The sequence below is a fragment of the Bacillus paramycoides genome (genome assembly GCF_038971285.1).
In the GTDB taxonomy this organism is placed as follows: Bacteria; Bacillota; Bacilli; order Bacillales; family Bacillaceae_G; genus Bacillus_A.
Genome location: NZ_CP152427.1, coordinates 1,410,676 through 1,430,838 on the forward strand (window position 1 = coordinate 1,410,676; position 20,163 = coordinate 1,430,838).

18 protein-coding genes and 1 pseudogene are annotated in these 20,163 nt (G+C 34.6%); 12 read left to right on the plus strand and 7 right to left on the minus strand.

Annotated elements, in window-relative coordinates:
- Positions 1 to 113: 113 nt before the first annotated feature.
- Together AAG068_RS07345 and AAG068_RS07350 are read right to left on the minus strand one after the other, a co-directional pair.
- Positions 114 to 1,143: pseudogene (locus AAG068_RS07345) on the minus strand (Gly-Xaa-Xaa repeat protein).
- 208 nt (positions 1,144 to 1,351) lie between these two features.
- Entirely contained in the window at positions 1,352 to 2,623 is a 1,272-nt protein-coding gene (locus tag AAG068_RS07350) for an ATP-binding protein (RefSeq protein WP_342718749.1), read from the minus strand.
- A gap of 159 nt (positions 2,624 to 2,782) precedes the next feature.
- Here AAG068_RS07350 and AAG068_RS07355 point away from each other — a divergent pair, with 159 nt between their 5' ends.
- Entirely contained in the window at positions 2,783 to 3,628 is an 846-nt protein-coding gene (locus tag AAG068_RS07355; protein ID WP_342718750.1) for a DUF72 domain-containing protein, read from the plus strand.
- A gap of 290 nt (positions 3,629 to 3,918) precedes the next feature.
- Here AAG068_RS07355 and AAG068_RS07360 read toward each other — a convergent pair whose 3' ends face one another.
- The 4 genes from AAG068_RS07360 to deoD form a co-directional block, all read right to left on the minus strand.
- Positions 3,919 to 4,113 (minus strand): DUF3924 domain-containing protein, encoded by a 195-nt coding sequence (locus AAG068_RS07360; RefSeq protein WP_001094861.1) that lies wholly within the window; start codon positions 4,111 to 4,113, stop codon positions 3,919 to 3,921.
- Between the two features lie 119 nt (positions 4,114 to 4,232).
- Positions 4,233 to 4,763: a tyrosine-type recombinase/integrase gene (locus AAG068_RS07365; protein WP_000806236.1), complete on the minus strand. Its 531-nt coding sequence runs from the start codon at positions 4,761 to 4,763 to the stop codon at positions 4,233 to 4,235.
- A 107-nt stretch (positions 4,764 to 4,870) separates the two neighbouring features.
- Positions 4,871 to 6,682 (minus strand): sensor histidine kinase, encoded by a 1,812-nt coding sequence (locus tag AAG068_RS07370; protein ID WP_098670400.1) that lies wholly within the window; start codon positions 6,680 to 6,682, stop codon positions 4,871 to 4,873.
- A 156-nt stretch (positions 6,683 to 6,838) separates the two neighbouring features.
- Complete coding sequence (deoD, locus tag AAG068_RS07375; RefSeq protein WP_000110707.1) at positions 6,839 to 7,546, minus strand: purine-nucleoside phosphorylase; 708 nt, start codon at positions 7,544 to 7,546, stop codon at positions 6,839 to 6,841.
- Between the two features lie 175 nt (positions 7,547 to 7,721).
- Here deoD and AAG068_RS07380 point away from each other — a divergent pair, with 175 nt between their 5' ends.
- A complete protein-coding gene (locus tag AAG068_RS07380) occupies positions 7,722 to 8,510 on the plus strand; it encodes a hypothetical protein (RefSeq protein WP_342718756.1) in 789 nt (262 codons plus the stop codon).
- A 4-nt stretch (positions 8,511 to 8,514) separates the two neighbouring features.
- Here the strand turns inward: AAG068_RS07380 and mprF are convergent, their stop codons facing one another.
- A complete protein-coding gene (mprF, locus tag AAG068_RS07385) occupies positions 8,515 to 11,094 on the minus strand; it encodes a bifunctional lysylphosphatidylglycerol flippase/synthetase MprF (protein WP_342718757.1) in 2,580 nt (859 codons plus the stop codon).
- A gap of 186 nt (positions 11,095 to 11,280) precedes the next feature.
- Between mprF and AAG068_RS07390 the strand changes: the two genes are divergently transcribed.
- The 10 genes from AAG068_RS07390 (at position 11,281) to resC (ending at position 20,107) form a co-directional block, all read left to right on the plus strand.
- Positions 11,281 to 11,670 carry a hypothetical protein gene (locus tag AAG068_RS07390; RefSeq protein WP_342718758.1) on the plus strand — a complete coding sequence of 130 codons (390 nt, stop codon included), beginning with the start codon at positions 11,281 to 11,283 and terminating at the stop codon, positions 11,668 to 11,670.
- Positions 11,671 to 11,692: 22 nt separating this feature from the next.
- Positions 11,693 to 12,184, plus strand: a complete 492-nt coding sequence (locus tag AAG068_RS07395; protein WP_098670397.1) for a YpuI family protein — start codon at positions 11,693 to 11,695, stop codon at positions 12,182 to 12,184.
- Positions 12,185 to 12,289: 105 nt separating this feature from the next.
- Positions 12,290 to 13,204 carry a superoxide dismutase gene (locus AAG068_RS07400; RefSeq protein ID WP_342718759.1) on the plus strand — a complete coding sequence of 305 codons (915 nt, stop codon included), beginning with the start codon at positions 12,290 to 12,292 and terminating at the stop codon, positions 13,202 to 13,204.
- A 110-nt stretch (positions 13,205 to 13,314) separates the two neighbouring features.
- The gene (gene dacB, locus AAG068_RS07405; RefSeq protein WP_342718760.1) at positions 13,315 to 14,439 is read left to right on the plus strand and encodes a D-alanyl-D-alanine carboxypeptidase DacB; all 1,125 of its coding nucleotides are present in this window, start codon (positions 13,315 to 13,317) and stop codon (positions 14,437 to 14,439) included.
- Entirely contained in the window at positions 14,432 to 15,028 is a 597-nt protein-coding gene (gene spmA / locus AAG068_RS07410) for a spore maturation protein SpmA (RefSeq protein ID WP_342718761.1), read from the plus strand. Before dacB ends, spmA begins: the two co-directional genes overlap by 8 nt.
- Complete coding sequence (spmB, locus tag AAG068_RS07415; RefSeq protein ID WP_000029511.1) at positions 15,025 to 15,555, plus strand: spore maturation protein SpmB; 531 nt, start codon at positions 15,025 to 15,027, stop codon at positions 15,553 to 15,555. Before spmA ends, spmB begins: the two co-directional genes overlap by 4 nt.
- 289 nt (positions 15,556 to 15,844) lie before the next feature.
- Positions 15,845 to 16,573: a 23S rRNA pseudouridine(2605) synthase RluB gene (gene rluB / locus AAG068_RS07420; protein ID WP_029440666.1), complete on the plus strand. Its 729-nt coding sequence runs from the start codon at positions 15,845 to 15,847 to the stop codon at positions 16,571 to 16,573.
- Between the two features lie 93 nt (positions 16,574 to 16,666).
- Positions 16,667 to 17,188, plus strand: a complete 522-nt coding sequence (resA, locus tag AAG068_RS07425; RefSeq protein WP_306185403.1) for a thiol-disulfide oxidoreductase ResA — start codon at positions 16,667 to 16,669, stop codon at positions 17,186 to 17,188.
- Positions 17,189 to 17,309: 121 nt separating this feature from the next.
- The gene (gene resB / locus AAG068_RS07430; RefSeq protein ID WP_342718762.1) at positions 17,310 to 18,935 is read left to right on the plus strand and encodes a cytochrome c biogenesis protein ResB; all 1,626 of its coding nucleotides are present in this window, start codon (positions 17,310 to 17,312) and stop codon (positions 18,933 to 18,935) included.
- Between the two features lie 14 nt (positions 18,936 to 18,949).
- A complete protein-coding gene (gene resC, locus AAG068_RS07435) occupies positions 18,950 to 20,107 on the plus strand; it encodes a cytochrome c biogenesis protein ResC (RefSeq protein ID WP_087958103.1) in 1,158 nt (385 codons plus the stop codon).
- Positions 20,108 to 20,163 lie beyond the last annotated feature (56 nt).

Sequence of the window (20,163 nt, forward strand, 5' to 3'; positions counted from 1 at the left end):
ACGTAAAGAAGGAGCACTTATCCTCCCAAATAAGTGCTCCTTTCTATATAAAGAGAGATTTAATGCGCGGTTAATCGATACATACTATTATAAATATACTTATTGAGTGAAAATTAGTAAATTCGGAATACAGATAGTGTTGCAGTTGTATCGCCTGTGTTAGGAATAGAAATAGTGTTTGCTGTAGGCTGTACAGAAATTGTTGTACCAGCTTGTAAAGTAACGATTGTAGAGAATGAAACAGCGCTACCGATAACGTTAGTTGAGAAATTACGAGTAGGTGGTTGACCATTGAATGAAATACCGAATCCAAATGGTGAAGATCCTGGGAAAGTTGTAGACGCTGAGAAACTAATATCATATACGCCTGTTTCTAAAATTGTTAAAGTATCTGCAGTGTCATTAAAATTAATGTTATTTATTTCGAAAACTTGATTAAATTGGATGTTTGTTCCAGGGGATATTGTTTGAGCATTGGAGTTTCCGATTGCCGCAATTGTTACAGGAATTGGAGTACCCGCTGGTCCTGTTGCGCCAGTAGCGCCCGCGTCCAGTAGCACCTTGAGCACCCGCTGGTCCTTGAGCACCTCCTGGTCCTTGAGGCCCGGTAGCACCAGTAGCACCAGTAGCCCCTGTTGCGCCTCCTCCTCCAAGGCAACCTGATCCGTATTGAACTAGGATAGTTTGGATCTCTGTTATGAGTTTAACTAATTTATCGATCGTACAACAATCTACTTTGAATAACTTAGCGATATACAATAAATAATTAAGCAGGCTTTGTAGCTCAACGTACAATGCTCCGCATGAGAATGGTGTTGTTCTTAAAATAGTTAATAGATTAGCGATAATAGAATTTCCAATTTGTTTTTGTGCTGGAGATAAATCTAAACAATTGAGGAATTTTTGTAAGTTATTTAGGGCAGCGATTAAGTTATCGATATTATTTTGAGAAGGGTTTTGAAAGACAGCTTGAATAGCTTGGCCAAGAGCTTGAAGAAGTCTAACGAATTCTGTAAGTTCGGACTTAGAAATGTTAATATGACTACAAGCTCTGACTTCGCAACAATCATTACCATAAAATACTTTTCCTTTATTTTTATTGTTCATCTTTTCATTCCTTTCTTCCATAGAATCAATAGTCATTACTATATATTAAAATGAAATTTATACTAAATTCGTGATGGACAAACTACCATTTCTAAAAAAATAAGAAATTGGCCCACCTAGCAAAAGATAAGTAAGGTATAGGGACGATTTTGTATAATGTAAAGAAGAAAAGTTCAACATAAAAAACTGCATGCCAATTGTTGGGAGTGCTGAACAATTAGCATGCAGTTCGTGGGTGGATCCTTTATTTATATTGATTTAATTTTTCAAGGGCTGTTTTAGGTAAGATTGGAATTGAAATAGTGAAAGTTGTACCATTTTCATTACTAGTCATTTTTAATGTACCGTTATGATTTTGAATGATTTTCTTCGTTACTGACAAGCCTAGCCCTGTACCTGAATCTTTTGTTGAGAAGAACGGATCAAAGATATATTCTTGAATGGCTGGAGGAATACCAATTCCATTATCAGTGAAGGTAATACGAACAAAATTATCTAGGCGATAACTAGTGATTTGAATAGAAAGTTTTTTTTCACCTTGCGCATCGACAGCGTTTTGAAATAGGTTTAAAAAAACTTGCACAAGTTCGTGACGATCAATATGGACTAATATATCATCTAGTTCGGTAGAGAAATTATAATCAATTGAAATATTATGTAAAAAGACTTCACTAGCTAGTAACTGTTGAATATATTCACGTAAAAATGTATTAATGGGAAAGGGTTCTCTTGTAAATTCGCGTGTTTTTGAAATAGATAAAAATTTTGTAATAATACTATTTGCGCGATCTAATTCAGGAATAAGTAAGTTTTTAAATAGTTCTTTATTAGATGGAGAAACACTTTCTTGTAAAAATTGTAAATAACCTCGTACGGTTGTAAGAGGATTACGTACTTCATGTGCAATACCAGCTGCGATTCGCCCTGCTAACGAAAATTTCTCTGCATCACGTTCTGAGTTTAAATAATGAAAGACACTAATAACTCTAAAAATCTCTCCGTTATAATCACGAATAATTCGGTTGTTTAAAATGCCATAGTTTTTGTCTAAAACTTCTTCATTATATATTTCTGTGCCAGTTCTTAATGTTTCAAGAGCTTTAATTTTCTCTTCTGGCAATTTTAGTAGTTGTTGAATTGGCTTTCCGATTATATCATTTCGTACTACACCAAAATCATCTGCGGCAATTTGATTACATAAAGTTATATGTCCTTTATTATCAACAAAGGTTACATGATGTGAAAAAGCATCAAAAATATGAACAAAGTATGTTTCAAGTTGTTCAAATAAAAATAATGAATCGCAAGTAAGCTGAAAATCAGCCTCTTTATTTTCTTTTCGTATGTCTTGAATGGAATGAGTCGTTCTCGTTTTCTTTATTTGTAAACCAATATGTGGATTTTTGTATGTGAAATGATGTGGTAATTGATTCACAAGTTCTTCATAGAAACGTACTTTATTTTCTAGTTCTTCTATTCGTTTTTCATGAGATACAATATCATCGTTTGGAAGCATAAATAAATAACCCCTCAATTTAAAAATTCTTCCATTTAGTATATCATATTTTTATAAGGATACTCTGAAAGAAAAGCTACTTAATGAAATTGATTAGTCGAAGTGTTCAGGAAGTGAGTAGAATGAATAGAAGGTGAAGTGAAAAAGGGAGGGATATATTTGCTTTTCATTGGAGTGACAGGATGGGGAGATCATGATTCTTTATATATAGATCCCTATGAAAATAGAAATAAGTTACGAACATATAGTGAGCATTTTCCTATTGTAGAAGTGGATAGTTCATTTTATGCGATGCAACCTGCACGAAACTATACAAAATGGGCAATGGAGACACCGAAAGATTTTTCTTTTATCGTAAAAGCATATCAAGGGATGACGGGGCATATGAAAGGTGAAATTCCTTTTTCTACGTTTGACGAAATGTTTGATGTATATAAACAATCCATTCTTCCTTTAATAGAAGCTGGTAAATTAAAAACGATTTTATTTCAATATCCACCATGGTTTGATTGTAAAAAGAAAAATGTAGATTTTCTTCGATATACGAAAGAAAAAATGGAAGGTTTGCCATGTGCTATAGAATTTCGGAATCAAACATGGTTTTATCTGGAAATGAGAGATAAGACGCTACAGTTTTTGGAACAAGAGAAATGGATTCATACCATTTGTGATGAGCCACAGGCAGGGATAGGTTCGGTACCACTCGTATTAGAAGTAACAAATGCAGAGATGGTGTTAATACGTTTTCATGGCCGAAATGTTCATGGTTGGCTTGATAAAGGAGAAAATTGGAGAGCTGTTCGTTGTTTATATCGCTACAACAATAAAGAATTAGAAGAATGGGTAGACAGACTAGAGCGATTAAAAAAGAAGACAAAGGACATATATGTACTATTTAACAATAATTCGGGCGGAGATGCAGCGGATAATGCGAAACAGCTTATGAAAATGATGAACATTACATATGGTGAGCCGAAACCCGAACAATTAAATTTGTTTGAATGATAATAAACAAGAAAGGCACTGTACAAACAGGGGGAATGTACAGTGCCTTTCTATATGAAAAAGAGGGGTAACAATGTTACTGAGCGTTTGGTTGATTCATCAATTGTTGGCTTCGTAATAAATGATAATGGTTATCATTATCATTGTCAATGGTTTTCCGAAAAATAAATAAAAAACTTTTTATGAGACATTAAAAGTAGGTAGATTTCTAAAAAAAGTGTGGTTGACGTAAAGAAGTTTTTTAGGAGATTTAGTAAACCACTGATAAAGTATCAAAAAAAGAACAGCAATTAATGCTGTTCTTTTCCAGTGACGAATTGTTGTAAATCAAAAGGAGTTATCGCTTGGATAAATTCTTTTGAGATAAGTGTTTGAACAAGAGTGCTCTCAGAAATGGAAGCACCTGTTTTCTTTTCATAAGCTTGTTTTAATAAATCAAGTTTTTCAGCCGTTTCTTTCGGTAATTCAATTGTTAATGTGTTCATAATTTCTCCCCCTTACTATTAGAGTACCACTACAATATAGGAGAGACAAGGGAAGAGAATGTGAAACATAAAAAAGGTTACCATTTATAAATGGTAACCTTTTTTATGTATAAGAGTTATTAAGCAATACCGATATACTTTAAAGTTTTTGATGGAGTACTATGATCAAAGAAGTGTTGTAAAAATGCGATATCAACACCTGATTTGTATGCACAATATCCCCAAGTTTTTCGAAGTGTATGTGAGCTAATCCCTTCTAATCCAACTTCTTTTGCAGCTTTGTTTAAAATGTACCATGCATGTTGTCTCGTAATAGATTTTGTTCCTTTTTGAGACTTTAATAATGGTTCATTACGTTTCCAAGTTTTACGTTCTTTCATGTAGTCTTCGATCGCGTGCTGTAAGTCTTCATTTACAGCAAACCATTTATGTTTCTTTACTTTTTCATTGTAAAATAAAATGGAATGGCGAACATTTTCATTTTCATCGATTACATCACTAACTTTTAATTGTAAGATTTCACTTACTTTTAAGCCAGAATTCACAGCTAATACGAATAATAAGCCATCACGTTTCGAAGATTGTAAAAGTATATTTTTGATAGTTTCTAATTGTTTTTCATTTTGAATTGGTTGTCCTGCTTGTTTCATTTCACGCACTCTCCTCTTTTATATGTGTAAAGGAAAGGATTAACTTGTTTCTTACTATAAAGGGAGAGTGTGAATTTCATGTGAACTCCTAGTGAAATTAAGACAAATTATTTGACTTCTTTTACTTTTTGTAAATTAAAGTAGAATACAACACTATTAGTTGTGTTATATACACCGTACTCGGCATGGTGGAGGTCTAAGATGTTTTTTACAATAGATAATCCGAGACCAGTACCACCAGTATGACGGCTACGAGATGCATCTAAACGGTAGAAACGATCCCAAATTTTTTCAAGGCTTTCTTCTGGGATAGGGTTTCCTGTGTTTTCGATTTGTACTTTTATTGTATCTTCCATTTCTATAACAGAAACTTGTATTTTTTCTCCATCTGGCGTATAGCGAATGGCATTGCTAAGTAAGTTCACAACGACTTGCTCAATACGACTACGATTCGCTTGAACAAATATAGAAGAGTCTCCATCTATGTTCACTTGTAAATGCTTTTCTTCCATGCTAAATAATAACTTTGTATAGACTTGTTGAATTAATTCACCGATCGAGAATGTCGTCATATCTAGTTTGTACGTACCTGACTCTAATTTTGCTAATTCTAACATTTCAACAATAAGTCTGTTCATGTTTTCGGTTTCTTCTAAAATAACATCTGTGTAATACGTCGTATCTTTACTAACGCCATCTTTAATTCCTTCTGCGAAACTTCTAATTACACTAAGTGGTGTTTTTAATTCGTGCGATACACCAGAAATGAATTCTTTTCGCGTTTTCTCTAATTGACGTTCACGTTCAATATCTTGTTGTAATTTTGTATTGGCAACATTTAATCGATCGATTCGGTCTTTTAAGTTTACAGATAACGTATTAATACTACCGGAAAGCCCGCCAATCTCATCGTCTGCTGTTACAGGTAACTTCTCGCTAAAATCAAAATTGGCCATTTTCTTTGTAACGCGATTCATTTTAATTAATGGCTTCACAATGATTTTTGAGTAGTAGAAGGATAATAAAATAATTACGAGAAATACGATGATTAAGGCATAGACATAATAATCCTTTAAAACGAGCATCGCTTCATTAACAGGTTGTAAAGATGCTATCGCAAAAGCGTATTCTGTAATTTTTCCATTTTCCACAATAGGTTTTACAAAGATGCTATTTTTTATATTCTCTCCACCATCTATTATATAAGTGTTCAATTGGTGCGGGTTAGCAGTGCCATTTCTAATAATGTCTGCAAAATATTGAACGGCTTGTAATGTTTCAAAATCATTTGCAAGGCGAACCTCGGCTTTTGACGGAAGCTGTAATTTAGATACAATACCAGTAAACTCAATTTGAGTCACAGTTTTGGATCGGCTTGTAAGTCTATTTTTAGTAGAATTGCCATTAATGGATTGAAAATCTGAATTGAAACGTTCGTTTTGCCATCGATTATAATTTGTTGTCAATTCTAGTGGGGTTATTGTTTTCCCTCGTAGCAAACCGACGACGTTTATCATGCCATCTTTTTTCAATCCTAAGTTTTCAAATTTCTTATATTCTTCGGGCGTTAAAAGATTATTGAGTGGAATGAAATATGTTTCATTATTTTTAGGATTAATGACATCAATGTAGTAATTGTTATCACTTTTAATAATGCCCTCAGAATTTAAAAATTGCATATCAGCATTTGTTTTATCATGAAATTCTTGTTTTAGTTTTCTAATTTCCTCAGGATCTTTATCACTTTTTTCATAATTAGCTACGAATTTTTCAAAAGCTGTTTGGACGGTTTTTACTTTTTTATTAATATAAAATTTCTCTAAAAATAGAGATTGTCCTAAGAAAAAAAGGAGGAATATGATTGTAAATAATGTTGATGTTAATAGAAATAGTTTAAAGACGATACTTCTGTTTTTCACTGTTTCACCTCTTGTGAGAAATACTGTAAATGATTTCTTAATTATAACAAACGTTACAAAAAAGTAGAGGAGAAAATCTGTCTCTTCTCAAAGTAGTTTTTAATAAAAAGTCACATAAAAAGAACTCGACAGACGTATGACGAGTTCTTTAATGTATTATTGTTGAATTGCTGCATCTAAAGCAATTTCAATCATTTCGTTAAATGTAGTTTGACGCTCTTCAGATGTTGTTTCTTCACCAGTGAAGATGTGATCGCTTACTGTTAAGACAGATAATGCATTTACACCGTATTTCGCTGCTAAAGTGTAAAGTGCAGTTGTTTCCATTTCTACTGCTAATACACCGTAATCTCCAAGTTTTTTAACCATGTCCATGCTTTCACGGTAAAATACATCTGCTGTTAAAACATTACCAACACGAACGTGTAAGCCTTTTTCAGTTCCAGCATCGTAAGCTTTCTTTAAAAGGTCAAAGTTTGCAGCTGGTGCAAAATCAAACCCTGGGAATGTTAAACGGTTCATATTAGAATCTGTACAAGCTGTCATTGCAATAATAACGTCACGTACTTTTACGTCTTTTTGAATCGCACCGCAAGTTCCAACGCGAATTAAATTTTTAACTCCGTAGCTTTGGATTAATTCGTTTACATAAATAGAAATAGAAGGAACACCCATACCTGTACCCTGAACAGATACGCGTTTTCCTTTATAAGTTCCAGTGAAACCTAACATACCACGCACGTTATTATAGCAAGTAACGTCCTCTAGAAATGTTTCAGCGATATATTTTGCACGTAATGGGTCACCAGGTAATAGAATAGATTCAGCAATTTCGCCTTGTTTTGCTTCGATATGTACACTCATGAAAAGTCCTCCTTATAATGTATTGATAGAAATCAATATCATTTGCATTATACACTACGAATCCTTTCAATTAAAATCTTTTAATTATTTGTAATATGTGCAAAGCAGGAGGATTTCATAAATCATAATCTAGAATATATATGTAAGAAGTTTTGTATGAATAGAGACAATAAAAATGGTAGGTGATGTTTTGAAAAATCTTGTCATTGGACTTGTTGCTTTGCTTTTTATTGTAGTAGGCGGATTTTACATAAAGAAGTATCAGGAAACTACAGAGACTGTAGGTGATGTTCAGGAAGTAAAATGGGATGTGTCAAATGGAAAAGGAAATGAGAAAGTAGATATTTCGTTTCAATTACTAAATAATAAAAATAACGAAGTTCGTGGTGTGAATGATCAAATTCGGGCAGTTGTTGTAGATGGACAATTAAAACATGTACAGCAAATGAAACCTACATTTGCAGGGAATGGATCATATAAGGTTTCTTCAAAAATAGCGAAAGATGATGGATATACAATATTTTTATATGAAGAAAAAAATAAGTCTGTGAAATCATTTGCGAAGAAAGATTTTGGGAGAGAAGTAGAGGAGAAAAATAAGAAAAAAGCCAAATTTCCAATCGATAGTGTGCTTACAAAAAAAATAGGGGAGTATGAAGTTTCTCTTTTATTTGGTGCATTGCATCCAGATGAACCAGCGACGTTAACATTTCAATTTCAAGCGAAAAAGGGTGAGAAATTGAAATTACATTCAGAAAGAGGAGAAGTGGAGGCACTCTATATTGTGGATGACACGAGAGAAAACTTTTTATACGCAATACCTGTTGATACAGATGGGCAATTACAATATCGTATTACATTTCCTGTAGAAGGGACGTATAAAATATGGGGAGATTTCTATATAAATGGTAAGAAATATGAAAAAGAATTTATTGTACAAGTTCAAAAAAGAAAAAACAGCTAACTGTTTAGCTGTTTTTTCTTTTTCCTATTAATTTTGTTACAGAGAGCATTGTAATTGGTAAAGAATGATTCTTTCTAAATGCTAAATATTTACCGCTCCATGCTGGTTTATATTTTTCTTTAAAATGTCGTAACCCGCTAAAACTATACGTATAACGAACATTATTAAAGATAGCAGCAGCAACTCGTTCAGACCAGAAAGACTGTGTCGATAAACCTACATTTGAAAGTGGTGCCATACCAATATTAAAGGAATGGTATTCATTTTCTTTTGCCCACTGGAATAGGTGGATGAAAATTGCATCCATAATGCCGCTAGGTGCATCTGGATAATAGCGCATTAAATCAACAGACAATGATCCGTCTTGATATACGGGCATAAAGGTTGTAAATGCAATGATTTTTCCATCTGCATCAGATAATGTAGCGATAGGTGCTCGGCTAATATACTCATGATCAAAGTATCCGAGTGAAAAACCTTTCTCTTTTTTTCCACCGAGCCACGCATCTGAAACTTTTCTTAACTCTTCAAATAATTCGTTTGAGAACGGTGGCTGATGAATAGAGAATGTATAGCCTTCTCGTTCAAAACGGTTGAAAGTCGCTCGCATACCGGCGCGTTTTTTTCCTGTTATTGTAAATGTGTTCAAATCAACGACAGCTTCTTCACCGAGTTTAAAGAAGTTGTAACCAAAATCATGATATAAACTCATCCATTTGCTTTCGATTTGGTAGAATACACAAATATATCCAAATCGATCAGCCTCAGCTAAAAACTCTTGTAACACAGTACGGTAGGAGGAAGGATCCCCAATTGGATCACCTAGCACAACAAGACGTTTTCCAGTTATAGAGAAGAGAAGGAGCGCTTTTCCATCACTACTGAAGAAGAATTGTTTATCTCCTAAAAATCCTAAATGACTAAGTACATTTCCGTTATGTTCATCTAAAAAGTTTTGCAATCTTTTATCATTAGCTGGTTGCCCGGGAAATTCATTTCGATAACGATTGGCAATGAGTGAGCCAATCAGTAAAAATGTAGGAACGAAAAAGGCAGCTGCTAATGCACTTCGTTTCACTTGCGTAATATTACGAACAACAAAATCAGGTTTAAAAGCTTCTTTTGCACCTGCAAATAAAATACCTAAGTTTTTATATAAATATAATGTTACAAGTAAAAATATAAAAACTTTTACCATATCAGAAAGTGAGACTTCCATTTTCTCACGGACAAATCTTTTACGAAGCATATATAATACAGCGAGTACAATTAATAAAATAAACGTTTCTTCAATATCAATCCCTTTTAGCGTATTAAAGATGGCTGCTCCGATTAAAGAAATAATCGTCATATAGTAAGAACGCTTTGTTCCATAATATATGCCTCGTGAAAGGATCAGGAGGAGAATACCAAATGTTAGTGATAAGCTAAAAGAAAATTGAATAAGATGTTTTGGAGCTAGAATATGTAAGGCGTGTGCTCTGTTTATACTTGTCGGTAGAATGGTCGATAAAATAACCATTAGTCCAGCAAATACTGTTAGAGCAGCGGAGGCCCATGAACCTAGTTTTCCTAGAAAATCACGTTGCAAAGTCCATATAACACCAGTTGTTTCTAATGCAGGCGCGATAAAAGGTTTATCTTCAAACTTTTTAATGGCCACGCCTGTCATTTCAAAAGCTGCAAAAATAAGGCCAAGGCAGAAAGGTAAAATGTAATAGACGAGGCGATATAATAACATAGCAGGTAGTAATACGCCTGTATCGATGCCATACTGTCCGAGCCCAGTTAAAAAGACGAGATCAAACGAACCAAGTCCTCCAGGTACAAGACTAACAACACCAGCTAAAGCAGCAATTACATATACACCTAAAAACTTTTGAAATTCGATATCGATGCCAAATAATATTAGTATGACGTACATAACAATACCGGCAGATACCCACTCAACTAATGAAACTAATGAATATAAAACAGTTGGATTTTTCTCTTCTTCTCCTTGACCTTCGGCTTGCTTTGGTTTTCTATTTTTTAGTTTAGAAAAGCCAATGTATATAGGGACGAAAAGGGCGAAGAAGATAAGAACAGGCCATAGCCACGGTTTTTCATGCAAAATAAAACTCGTGTCTAATATTCCAATAAGACCGAGGAAAGAAAGAATTGCTAGTCCGTTAATAAAAGCAGTTGTCATCCAGGCGATACTTTTAATAAGTTTACCATTTTCTTTTATGTATGGACGATAAAGCATTGTGCGTACACCAGCTCCAACGAGACCACCAAATCCAATAAATCCATTTAAAGTATTAGCAATCCATGAGATACGAAAAATCTTTTGGACTGGTATATCAGCTTTTAAATAACGAAGCATAACATAGTCATAAAAGAACATTGTTGATACGGCAAATGCACCAAGTGTAATTGCTAAAAAGACTCCTCCGGTTGGAATGTTTTTAATTGTATTGATTGCTTCTAAAAAAGAAATCCCTGCTAATTCTTTTTTTGCTTGAAAGAATACAATTGTTAATACAACAAATGGGAAGATAATTTTCCCGATTTGTAAGAAACGTTTCCATGAAAACGACATAAATACAACTCTCCTTGTATAAGAAAACTGAGACAATAATATTATTATGACAAACTTCAAGAAAAATAAAAAGGTAAATTCCTGTATAAGGAAGCTATTTTTTATGATGGTTATATTTAAAAGAGTATTTCGTTTGTCAGAAAATTAAGTTAAAATAAGTTGAAAGAAGGAAGAGAGGGGAAGTAGATGATTATAATAGGTTATGCGGGGTATGAGCTAGAGAAAGCAAAACCTAATACATCAGAAGATTTTTTTAATAGATCTGAAGTGACATATATATTAAATGATAAAGAAAGAACCTTTTCCGTTTTATATGTACGGTATTTTGAAGAAGTTTTACAAGAAATTACTCCTTTTGAAGGAAATCCAGTATATAAAGTAGAAGAACAAGACATATATTTACGGGATATCGTAGCGATATGTTGTTTACTGAAAGAGAATGAGCTTCGCATGCAAAAACGTTTGTATTTAAATAATATAGAAGAATTCCAACAATATTTTGATGCGGGAACAGTGGTGAAAGTACAAGAAATATTGGCTGAATTACATAAAAATAAAAGAGTAGAAATAGTGTGAAATGGCAAAGGAGAGGGAAAAGATGTCTAATCTAATGGTTGAAAATCAAACAGAACAAGTTTCTATGTTTTTAGAAGATGTTATTCATTTGATAACCAATTATGTAAATTATCATACGTTGCCTTCTTTATTAGAAGAGACACCAGCAGGGAATGAACAATATTATAAAGGGTTATTAGCGTCAATAAGACGTCTTCTCGTTTTTTGTGAAGAAGGACATGATGCATGTTTTGTTTTGTTAAATAGCCAGCCATTTCGAAAAACAGCAGCTGAAAAAATTCTATATAAAATTTATCATCAAGTAATTGCAGAGTTTTTTTCACCAAAGAGTGATTATTGGTATGAAAATAGTCGATCTGCTTATACAGGGAAAAACTCCATCGTTTTTCAACAAACGCCACCTGCATCTATAGAGCAAGTGATGAAGAGTTTAGAAGGTAAATTTCAATTGATGCGTGAAGAACTAGAATATTATGAGACGGATTATCAAACAAAGATGTTACACAAATATTAATGGCGAAAAAGAAGCTAAGGGGACTTAGCTTCTTTTCCTTTTGTACAGTTATATAAGGGATTTCCTTTGAATATATTTAAGGGGATAGCATTAAGGAGGTGTAACATGAGTCAGCAAGGTGTATTTACAGATTACTTTCATGAAGTAGAAAACTGGTGTGAAAGTGTTCTTCACGTATTAGATAGCCGTGCAATGGAAGTGTATGATGTCCATATGCTTGCTTATAAAATTCAAACGTTATTAGACCGTATGAAAGAGCATGAGTATGATACAGATGCAGAGTTTATGTATGAAATAAGTGATGATGTAGAGCATATTCAGCATCATTTGCAGGAAGTGTTCGTACAAGGAGAAGAGGAGTATGAACTATATGAAAGAGGGGAAAGTGAACGAGCTGTTCCCATTGGAGGACACACACTTCCACCATTACCTTATCCGTATAATGCGTTAGAACCGTATATTTCTAGAGAAATTATGATGTTACACCATGATAAACATCATCGCAGTTACGTGGAAGGATTAAATAAGGCAGAAAAGATGATGGAAGAAGCGAGAAAAACAAATCAATTTGACCTAATTAAGCATTGGGAAAGAGAAGCGGCTTTTCATGGATCAGGTCATTACTTACACACGATATTTTGGAATAACATGAAAAAAAATGGTGGCGGAAGTCCAAGAGGCGCTCTTTCACAACAAATTGAACAAGATTTTGGGAGTTTTTTACGTTTTCAAAAACATTTCACAGAAGCAGCGTCTAAAGTAGAAGGATCAGGATGGGCGATTCTCGTTTGGGTGCCACGATCTGGAAGGTTAGAAATTTTGCAGAGCACACTTCATCAATTATTTACACAATGGGATACGATACCGCTCCTTGTACTAGACGTGTGGGAACATGCGTATTATTTACAATACCAAAATCGCAAAGATGAATATATTAAAAACTGGTGGAATGTTGTCAATTGGCCTGATGTAGAAAAAAGATTTGAAAGTGCGAAACAAATTGAATGGACACCGTATTAGACGCAGGTTCTCTGCGTCTTTTTTATTGGAAGGGAGGGATATTTCGTTCATATTTTAAAAGGCCAAGCATACACTTGTACAAAAAGTGCCAAAAGGACGTGGGGGGAAATATGAGACGAATTTGTGTAATAATTACGCTTCTTATTATGCATGCAAGCGTTATGTCAATTCCTACATATGCAAAGATGAACAGTAATGTCAGTGCTCGAAATGCTGTATTAATGGAGCAACAATCAGGTCGTGTATTATATGGAAAAGCAGAACATGAGCCACAAAAAATTGCTAGTATAACAAAAATTATGACAGCCTTGTTAGCTGCTGAATCAGGCAAAATGAAAGAAATGGTATCGGTTAGTAATGAAGCAGTGAGAGTAGAAGGTTCAGCAATTTATTTAAAGCCTGGACAGAAGGTGAAGTTAGAGGATTTAGTATATGGACTCATGCTTAGATCTGGTAATGATGCAGCACAAGTAATTGCTGAAAATGTAGGAGGGAGTATAGAAGGGTTCGTATATCTAATGAATGAAAAGGCGAAACAAATTGGAATGAAAGATACGCACTTTTCAAACCCACATGGCTTGGATGGAGATGGATCTCATTATTCGTCTGCTTATGATATGGCACTATTAACGAAGTATGCAATGGGGAACGAAACCTTTAAGAAGATTTTTGGGACAAAAACGTATAAATCAGATTCGTGGGATTATCCGTGGAAAAATAAACATAAACTCGTGACGTCGTATTATGAATTTGCAACAGGAGGAAAAACAGGTTTTACGAAGAAAGCAGGACGGACGCTTGTTACAACAGCATCAAAAGATGGACTAGATCTAATTGTCGTAACTTTGAGTGCTTCTAGCGATTGGGACGATCACATGAATTTATTTGATAAAGGTTTTGAACGTTTCAAGCAAACGAACGTTTTAGGACAAGGAGCTCTTGCTGAAATTACGGAAAAGAAATATGCCAATCATGTATATACGAAAAACAGTTTCGCGGTGCCATTAACTGAGCAGGAAAGAAAGCATGTCGTATTAAAAGTTGAACTCGATAAAAGTGCAAAACTTAAAGATGGAGTAAAGGTTGGGAAGACAGAAATTTATGTTGGCAATGAGAAAGTTGGAGAACGAAATTTATTTTATAGCAAACGAAAGTTAGTAGCTACAACGGGAATGTATTGGAATAATGTGAAAGAAATTTTTTCTCATATGATAGGTGTTGGGAGCGATGGTTAATCTCGTATGGGTAGCGATGGCAGTCATAGGGATTATTTATGCCATGATAAATGGAACGATGGAAGCAATAAATAAAGCAGTATTTGACGGGGCAAAAGACGCAGTAACAATTTGTATAGGACTCATTAGTGTATTAGTATTTTGGCTCGGTTTAATGAAAATTGCGGAGGAAGCAGGGTTGTTAAAAAAGTTAGTGGCACTTTTTATGCCGATAGTAAAAAGGCTGTTTCCAGAAATACCGAAAGATCATCCGTCAATGGGGTTTATTTTATCGAATATGATGGCGAACTTTTTTGGATTAGGTAATGCAGCAACTCCTCTTGGTATTAAAGCAATGGAACAATTGAAAGAGTTAAATGGAGGAAAGGATTCGGCGAGCCGTTCCATGGTGACGTTTCTTGCGCTAAATACATCAGCAATTACTTTAATTCCTACAACCGTTATTTCTATTCGAATGACGTATGAATCAGCGAATCCTACTGAAATTGTTGGGGTAACATTCATTGCACAAGTACTCTCTATGATCGGAGCGATTTGGATTGACCGCTATTTTTACCGAAGAAGGAGTAGGAAGGGGCGGAAAAAATGAGCATTGTAAATACGATATCATTATGGGTAATCCCTTGTGTAATTGGTTTTATCCTCTTATATGGCACGATTAAGAAAGTGCCAACTTATGAATCATTCGTTGAGGGAGGAAAAGAAGGAATTCAAATTGCGATCTCCATTTTACCGTTTATGGTTGGGATGCTTGTATCTATTTCTATATTTCGAGCTTCAGGTGCATTGGATGCAATGATATCAGTAATGAAGCCGATGTTAGATTTAATTCACGTCCCAGCAGAAATTGTTCCGCTAGCACTTATACGCCCTATTTCAGGCTCTGCTGGTTTAAGTATAACGACTGATTTAATTGCCACATATGGGCCGGACTCGTTTATTGGAAGGTTAGCTTCTACGATGCAAGGAAGTACAGATACGACTTTTTATATTTTAACAGTATACTTCGGAGCTGTTGGAATTAGAAAAATGGGAGATGCATTAAAGGTGGGACTTTTTGCCGATTTGATCGGAATTATTTGTTCCATTGTGTTTGTTTCTTTAATGTTTAAGTAATACTATTCATTTTTTATGCTATTTCGCTTATAATACGTATACGACCACTATTAAGGTGTTGCTTAATAGTGGTTTTTTTATGCGGTATTTTTGACAAAATGATGAACTTTTATTGTGAGAAATATGAAAAAGATGGACAATAATAAAAGGTAAAAACATGATTTGACCTTTATATGTTTATTATCATCGCTATGTTGTTTAAGTAAGATGAAGCGAAGAGCCGTCAAGCGTATGCGGTTGCCAAGTCTTTCTAATGTAAGGTAAGATAAATTCGAGGTGAAAAAAAGAAATGGAACGATTACAAAAAGTGATTGCGCAAGCAGGTATTGCATCGAGAAGAAAGGCTGAGGAATTAATTCAGCAAGGAAAAGTGAAAGTGAATGGAAAAATAGTGAAGGAGTTAGGAACGAAAGTAACTCCTCAAGATAAAGTAGAAGTAAATAACATCCCTCTTGAAAAAGAAGAACCTGTTTATTTTTTACTATATAAACCAACTGGCGTAATTTCAAGTGTATCAGATGATAAAGGAAGAAATGTTGTAACAGACTTTTTCCCAGAAATTACACAACGTTTATTCCCAATCGGACGTTTAGATTATGATACGTCTGGCGTATTATTAATGACAAACGATGGGGACTTCGCAAACGTATTAATGCACCCTAGATATAAAGTTGAAAAAACGTATGTTGCAAAAATAAAAGGTCCACTAACAGGTGAGAAAATTCGCATGTTAGAACGCGGTGTTATGTTAGAAGACGGAAAAACAGCACCAGCGCGTGTGAAAATCATTTCTTGGGACAAGCGTAAAGAAATGGCGATTGTACAATTAACAATTCATGAAGGACGTAACCGTCAAGTACGTCGTATGTTTGAAGCGTTAGATTGTAAAGTAGTGAAACTAAAGCGTGAACGTTATGCTTTCTTAGAAGTAGGAAGCCTGCGACCTGGTGATGCAAGAGAATTGACACCACATGAGGTGAAACAATTACGTGCATTGGCTTCTACAAAGCCTCGCTAATCGATATTGTGAAACTTTCACCAGTGGAATGTTCCGCTGGTGATTTATTAAAAATACATATATTCATCACTCGTCGAAGAGAGGGGAGACAATATGAAAAAAAATCGTTTATTATTTCGTGTTATTATTCTGCTCATTTTAAGCGGTGCTGTAGGATTTACACTTTATCAAGGGTATTTCACTAAAGAAGAGAAAATGCAAATTGGAAAAGAAGCACCTAATTTCGTTGTAACAGATTTAGAAGGAAAGAAAATTGAATTAAAAGATTTAAAGGGAAAAGGTGTATTTTTAAACTTTTGGGGCACTTGGTGTAAACCTTGCGAGAAAGAAATGCCTTATATGAATGAATTATATCCAAAGTATAAAGAAAAAGGCGTTGAAATTATTGCGTTAGATGCAGATGAAACAGATATTGCTGTTAAGAATTTTGTAAAACAATACGATCTTAAGTTTCCAGTCGCAATTGATAAAGGTGGAGAAATTATAAAAACGTATGGAGTAATACCATTACCAACAAGCTTCTTAATTGATAAAAATGGTAAGGTAATTCAAGAGATTAAAGGTGAACAAACGATAGAACAATTGGAGGAGTATTTAAAGAAAATTACTCCGTAATAAAGAAAGCCTTTACATAAGAGGTGCTTACCTATAGCACCTTCGGTTTAAAAATTCTGAGTATTGTGGTAACTTAAGGTTAGAATATACAATAGTACACATAGATACAGGGGCGGTGAGAGTGTTGAAAGAAATTAAGTGTGAATGTGGACATGTGAATCCAATAGGAACTGTTTTTTGTGAAGCTTGCGGGAAACCATTTGAAAGCAATGGAAATATAAAGCTATTGGATATGCGCTATGAGGGGAGCGCTCGGAGATCTCTCACGCAAACAAAAACGATTGTCGATAAAATTTGGAGCTTCTTCTCTTCTGTAAAAGTGGGTGTAGGGCTTATTGTAATTACTTTAGCTGCATCGGCGATTGGAACTATTTTTCCACAAGAAATGTACATAACTCCAGGGGTTGCACCCGCTGAATATTATAAGCAAGAATACGGATTTTTAGGGCAATTATACTATCAATTAGGATTTAATAATTTATACGGTTCATGGTGGTATATGATTTTAATTGCTTCAATTGGTATTTCGCTTGTGATATGTAGTTTAGATCGTGTCATTCCGCTTTATAAAGCCTTAAAGAAGCAAGGGGTGAAAAGACACCCTAGCTTTTTAAAGAGACAAAGATTATACGGCACTGGTACACCGCAAGATGGTGATTTAGAAAGAATCCAAATGAATTTAAAGAGAACGAACTATAATGTGAAAGTGGAAGATGGAAACGTTTTAGCAGAAAAGGGACGTTTTTCACGCTGGGGTCCATATGTGAATCATATTGGTCTTATTATTTTTTTATTCGGTGCGATGCTTCGTTTTTTACCGAGTATGTACGTAGATGAAGCGCTTTGGTTACGTGATGGTGAAACGAAAGAAATACCAGGGACAGATGGTCAATACTATTTGAAAAATGAGAAGTTTATAAAGGAAGTTTATGATAAGAGTAAGGACAAGGAAGTTTTTGATGAAGCGATTGATCGTGTAGGTGATAAAATGATTGCGAAGAACTTCCAAACGAATGCTGTATTGTATAAAGCGGTCGGCGAAAATATAGCTGGACAAAAACCGAAATTAGAAAAAGTAAAAGAGGCGGAAATTCGAGTGAATGAACCGCTGAAATTTGATCAATTTGCTGTATATCAAGTGGATTATAAAGAAAGTGAATTTAAAAGCATGTCCTTTAACTTGCAAAACAAAGCAAATAATCAAAAGTGGGGACCAATTAAAGTAGATTTAACGAATCCTACAGAAAAATTTGATTTAGGAAATGGTTATTCTTTAGAACTATTAAGCTATTTCCCTGATTTTTATTTTGACGAGAAAGGAAGACCAAATACAAAAACGAAATTACCAAACAATCCTGCATTTGTGTTTAAAATGTTTACACCTGAAACACCAGATGGTGAAGTGAGTTTTGTTGGTATTCAGCAAAATATAGAACCTGATGGAAATAATAAGTATAAAATGTCGTTTGCAGGTGTGGAAATGCAAAATGCAACGGCACTTACTGTAAGGAAAGATTTAACGCTTTGGATTCTCGGAATTGGAGGATTTATATTTATGGTTGGTGTCATTCAAGGAATGTATTGGAATCATCGCCGTATTTGGATACAACGCGTTAATGATGAATGGTGGATTGCAGGACATACGAATAAAAATTGGTTCGGTTTAAAGAAAGATATTGAAAGAGTACTAGAAGGTACAGAAATTCCGCAGCCAAATGATAAAGTAGTGGATAAAAAAATTAGTTAAGGTGGGGAAACGATATGGTGCAAATAAGTAGTAACTTTCTCTTTACCGCATTTATTTTATATTTAATTGCCACTCTATTTTTCGGGGGAGCAATTAAAGAAAAAGGTCACAAATGGGCAAATGTAGGAATAACGATTACAATTTTAGGGTTTATTGCACAAACAGTATATTTTGTTACAAGGTGGATTGCATCAGGACATGCACCAGTTAGTAACTTTTTTGAATTCGGTACGTTTTTCGGCATGATGCTTGTCGGAGCATTTATTGTCATGTATTTTATGTACCGCGTAAGTATAATCGGACTCTTTGCATTACCAGTTGCGCTTTTATTAATTGCCTATGCGAGTATGTTTCCGAGGGAAATATCTCCGCTTATTCCATCTTTAAAAAGTAATTGGTTACATATTCACGTGACGACTGCGGCTGCAGGACAAGCAATATTAGCAATTAGCTTTATTACGGGCGTTATGTACTTATTAAAAAATGTAGATCAATCAACGAGAAGCAAACGTACATTTTGGTTAGAGACTGTCGTGTTCACACTTGTTTGTACAGTTGGATTTATTGGAGTGACAACGGTATTTTCTAGTATGAAATATGAAGCGAAGTTTCAATGGATTGATAAAAATGAACAACAAGTAGAAATGAAGTACAATCTTCCGGCTTTAGTGGGGCCGCATGAAGGAAAGTTATTGACAGAAAATAAATTAGAACCAAAAGCTGAAGTCCCAGCGATTGTAAATGCGAAAAAATTAAATACTGTAATTTGGTCAGTGTTAGTTGGGACGTTACTTTATCTTGTATTAAGACTTGTTTTACGGAAACGAGTATCAGCGGCGCTGCAGCCGTTAGTAAAAAATACAAATAGTGATTTACTAGATGAAATTGGATATCGATCTATTGCAATTGGATTCCCTGTTTTCACATTAGGTGCATTAATTTTTGCGATGATTTGGGCTCAAATAGCGTGGACACGTTTTTGGGGCTGGGATCCAAAAGAAGTTTGGGCGCTTATTACTTGGCTCTTTTATGCGGCGGTATTACATTTACGCTTATCAAAAGGGTGGCACGGAGAGAAGTCAGCATGGTTAGCGGTAATTGGTTTTGCAATCATTATGTTTAACTTTATTGTAGTAAACTTAATTATCGCGGGTTTACATTCATACGCATAGAGAAATAAAATAGGAGAGTGAATGTCACTTTCCTATTTTATTTTTGTCAACTTTTC

Excerpts from the sequence above, each read along its gene's own strand:
- AAG068_RS07350 (WP_342718749.1), bottom strand. The coding sequence starts at position 2,623 with ATGCTTCCAAACGATGATATTGTATCTCATGAAAAACGAATAGAAGAA.
- AAG068_RS07360 (WP_001094861.1), bottom strand. The coding sequence starts at position 4,113 with ATGAACACATTAACAATTGAATTACCGAAAGAAACGGCTGAAAAACTT.
- AAG068_RS07365 (WP_000806236.1), bottom strand. The coding sequence starts at position 4,763 with ATGAAACAAGCAGGACAACCAATTCAAAATGAAAAACAATTAGAAACT.
- deoD (WP_000110707.1), bottom strand. The coding sequence starts at position 7,546 with ATGAGTGTACATATCGAAGCAAAACAAGGCGAAATTGCTGAATCTATT.
- AAG068_RS07380 (WP_342718756.1), top strand. The coding sequence starts at position 7,722 with ATGGTAGGTGATGTTTTGAAAAATCTTGTCATTGGACTTGTTGCTTTG.
- mprF (WP_342718757.1), bottom strand. The coding sequence starts at position 11,094 with ATGTCGTTTTCATGGAAACGTTTCTTACAAATCGGGAAAATTATCTTC.
- AAG068_RS07390 (WP_342718758.1), top strand. The coding sequence starts at position 11,281 with ATGATTATAATAGGTTATGCGGGGTATGAGCTAGAGAAAGCAAAACCT.
- AAG068_RS07395 (WP_098670397.1), top strand. The coding sequence starts at position 11,693 with ATGTCTAATCTAATGGTTGAAAATCAAACAGAACAAGTTTCTATGTTT.
- AAG068_RS07400 (WP_342718759.1), top strand. The coding sequence starts at position 12,290 with ATGAGTCAGCAAGGTGTATTTACAGATTACTTTCATGAAGTAGAAAAC.
- dacB (WP_342718760.1), top strand. The coding sequence starts at position 13,315 with ATGAGACGAATTTGTGTAATAATTACGCTTCTTATTATGCATGCAAGC.
- spmA (WP_342718761.1), top strand. The coding sequence starts at position 14,432 with ATGGTTAATCTCGTATGGGTAGCGATGGCAGTCATAGGGATTATTTAT.
- spmB (WP_000029511.1), top strand. The coding sequence starts at position 15,025 with ATGAGCATTGTAAATACGATATCATTATGGGTAATCCCTTGTGTAATT.
- rluB (WP_029440666.1), top strand. The coding sequence starts at position 15,845 with ATGGAACGATTACAAAAAGTGATTGCGCAAGCAGGTATTGCATCGAGA.
- resA (WP_306185403.1), top strand. The coding sequence starts at position 16,667 with ATGAAAAAAAATCGTTTATTATTTCGTGTTATTATTCTGCTCATTTTA.
- resC (WP_087958103.1), top strand. The coding sequence starts at position 18,950 with ATGGTGCAAATAAGTAGTAACTTTCTCTTTACCGCATTTATTTTATAT.